Annotated in this window: 4 protein-coding genes; 3 read left to right on the forward strand and 1 reads right to left on the reverse strand. The window is 32.0% G+C overall.

What is annotated here, in order from left to right:
- The coding region (locus EC396_RS12055) for a ketopantoate reductase family protein (RefSeq protein ID WP_129366930.1) at positions 1 to 665 on the reverse strand (665 nt) is incomplete at its 3' end.
- 124 nt (positions 666 to 789) lie between these two features.
- Here EC396_RS12055 and EC396_RS12060 point away from each other — a divergent pair.
- From EC396_RS12060 to EC396_RS12070, 3 genes are all read left to right on the forward strand, one after another.
- Positions 790 to 1,449 carry a metal-dependent transcriptional regulator gene (locus EC396_RS12060; RefSeq protein WP_129366931.1) on the forward strand — a complete coding sequence of 220 codons (660 nt, stop codon included), beginning with the start codon at positions 790 to 792 and terminating at the stop codon, positions 1,447 to 1,449.
- Positions 1,450 to 1,452: 3 nt separating this feature from the next.
- Positions 1,453 to 2,490: a metal-dependent transcriptional regulator gene (locus EC396_RS12065; RefSeq protein WP_129366932.1), complete on the forward strand. Its 1,038-nt coding sequence runs from the start codon at positions 1,453 to 1,455 to the stop codon at positions 2,488 to 2,490.
- Positions 2,474 to 3,138 (forward strand): FeoB small GTPase domain-containing protein (locus tag EC396_RS12070; RefSeq protein ID WP_205757952.1); only part of this gene is annotated, 665 nt, incomplete at its 3' end. The genes EC396_RS12065 and EC396_RS12070, both read left to right, overlap by 17 nt.

The following is a 3,138-nucleotide window of genomic DNA, read 5'->3' on the forward strand; positions in this document are numbered from 1 at the left end:
TCAGCAGTTTTTAAAAGCATTGCTTTAATTTCAGGCGAATCAAACATTTCACCATGTGTAGCTCTTGTTAAAGCTCCCAAAGCACTTACCGTAGTTATGTATAAATATTTAGTCCAAATTTCTTGCTCAATATCAGTTGCCAATTTATTTGTAATACCTGCATTGGTTAGCAGTTTTTCAATTGCAATAGCACGACTCGTTTTTGCATTATCCAATTCTCCAAAAACAATGGTTGGCTCATACGAAACGTGTTTAATTACACCATAATCTTCAACAAAACTAACCACTTTACACAAGCCACCTAGCACGTGTTTTTTATCGATTATTGATGACAAAATAACATGATTTTCACAACCATTTAACAATGAAATTACCATCGTATTTTTATTTAAAACAGGTTTGATAATTTCAGCAACCTCAGCCAATTGCCAGGTTTTGGTACAAATTAAAATCAAATCAACATTTTTTACATCTAAAATATTTGAAGTTGCTTTTGCTGGCTTTACCAAATAATTACCTTTTATACTTTTTAATTGCAAACCATTTTTTTGAATGGCTTCTAAATGTTTTCCACGCGCAATAAAAGTTACATCATTACCTGCTTGTGCCAAGCGCGCACCAAAATACCCTCCAACACCACCTGCACCGTATATTACTATTTTCATACTTAAAAAACTTTGAACTCAAAAATACAATTTTTTAAAATTAAAATACATATAAATAACTTTCGAAATAAATTTTTAGTCTTGTCTAAATTTTTGATTATATTTGGCTAAATTTATTTTTGAAATGCTCTCACAATCCGAAGAAAATTATTTAAAAGCAATTTTTAGCATAGAACTTTCTAATGCTAAAACCGTAAGCACAACACTTATAGCTAAAAATTTAAGTACAAAAGCTTCGTCGGTAACTGATATGATTAAAAAATTAGCCGATAAAAATCTGGTTAATTATGAAAAATATAAAGGCGTAAAATTGACTTCCGAAGGAAAAGAAATAGCATTAAATATTGTAAGAAGCCATAGAATTTGGGAAGTTTTTTTAGTTGATAAACTTAACTACAATTGGGATGAAGTACACGATTTAGCAGAACAATTAGAACATATTAAATCAACTACATTAATTGACAAGTTAGACAAACTATTGGGTTTTCCAAAACACGACCCGCACGGCGACCCAATTCCGGATAAAAACGGAAAAATTGAACATCACAAAGACATCATGTTATCCTCAATTTCAATTGGAGAAACTTGTGTTATTTTAGGCATAAAAGACTCATCAACAGAGTTTTTACAATTTTTAGACAAGCATACTTTACAAATAAATAGTAAAATAACCATTTTAGATAAATTTGATTTCGACAATTCTATGACAGTGCAATTTACAAATGGAAATCCACTGATTTTGTCAGAAAAAGTAAGCTCAAATATTTTTGTAAATAAAATATAAATTATGACAAACCCAGTTACATTACTCAGCATATTTATAGGAACCGTAGCTTTCCTTTTTTTGCTTTTTTACCCTAAAAAAGGTTTGTATTGGCGCGTGTTAAGTGCCATAAAAAACGACAATAAAATACTGATTGAAGATATTTTAAAAAAAATCTATCACGCGGAAGATAGTGGCGCAATATTAACAAGCAACGACCTAATTAACACTATCAATGAAAGTCCAAAAAAAATCTTAGAAACCATTGCAGAAATGGAAACCAAAGATTTGATTTCATTTAAAAATGGTACTTTAAAACTAAATGAAATGGGTATGGACTATGCCTTACATATAGTTAGAGTACACAGATTATGGGAAAAATATTTGTCGGAAAAAACAGGATTCGACAAAAAAGACTGGCACGAAATTGCTGAAAAAATGGAGCATAAGCTTGATACCCGACAAACAAAAGAGCTCTCTATTAATTTAGGAAACCCAAGATTTGACCCGCACGGAGACCCAATTCCTACGGAAGCGGGTGAGATTGAACCTATAAACGGAAAACCAATTCCGAATTTTAAAGAAGGAACTATTGGCAGAATTATTCATATTGAAGATGAACCCGAAATAATTTATAAACAAATTTTAGCCGAAGATTTACACATAGGCTCTCAATTGCATATTGTTGAAAATAACGAAAAGAGAGTTGTTTTTCATTCGGAAGGTGAAGAATATGTTTTGGCTCCTATTGTTGCAAACAATATTACCATTACCGAATTGCTAAAGGAAGAATTTTCAGAAGAAAAAAGCTTTAGATTGTCTAATTTAAAAAATGGAGAAGAAGCCAAAATAATAGGTATTTCAAGAGAATGCAGGGGCGAAATTAGAAGAAGATTACTAGATCTAGGTTTTGTAATAAACACCAAAATAACGGTAGATTTAACAAGCCCTATGAACAACCCCAGAGCTTATTTGGTGAGAGATACTTCTATTGCCATTAGAAATGAGCAAGCAAAATTTATATTAATCGAAAAAATAAAAACCCATGCAAAAAGCCACTAAAAGCGCTTGCGAAACCTGCGATTTAAACGCAAATGCAAGTCTAAAAAAAATGGGTATTAATACAGAAAATACCGATTATGTAATTGCCTTGGCTGGCAACCCAAACACTGGAAAAAGCACTGTTTTTAATGCCTTAACTGGTTTAAAACAGCACACAGGAAACTGGCCAGGTAAAACAGTTACACGTGCCGAAGGTGGTTTTGGTTATAATGATAAAAAATTTAAAATAGTAGATTTACCAGGTACTTACTCATTACTTTCCACTTCACAAGACGAAGAAGTTGCACGTAATTTTATTTTATTTGGAAAACCTGATGTTACCGTAATTGTAGTTGATGCCAGCCGATTGGAACGCAATTTAAACTTGGTTTTACAAATTTTAGAAATAACAGACAAGGCTGTTTTATGTTTGAATTTGATGGACGAAGCAAAACGTTTGGATATTGATATTGACGACAGAGCCTTGGCGCGTGATTTAGGAATTCCTGTTATACCTGCAAGTGCCAGATCAAAAGAAGGAATACCTGAATTGATTAAAACTATCAATCAAGTTGCAAATGGCGAAATTAAATGCAAGCCACATAGAATTAAAAATGTTCCTCAAAGCATAGAAAATGCTTTGAACAAATTGAGCAAAGAAATTGAAAA

Origin of the sequence: Lutibacter sp. HS1-25, assembly GCF_004121075.1 — a bacterium.
GTDB lineage: Bacteria > Bacteroidota > Bacteroidia > Flavobacteriales > Flavobacteriaceae > Lutibacter.

Excerpts from the sequence above, each read along its gene's own strand:
- EC396_RS12060 (WP_129366931.1), top strand. The coding sequence starts at position 790 with ATGCTCTCACAATCCGAAGAAAATTATTTAAAAGCAATTTTTAGCATA.
- EC396_RS12065 (WP_129366932.1), top strand. The coding sequence starts at position 1,453 with ATGACAAACCCAGTTACATTACTCAGCATATTTATAGGAACCGTAGCT.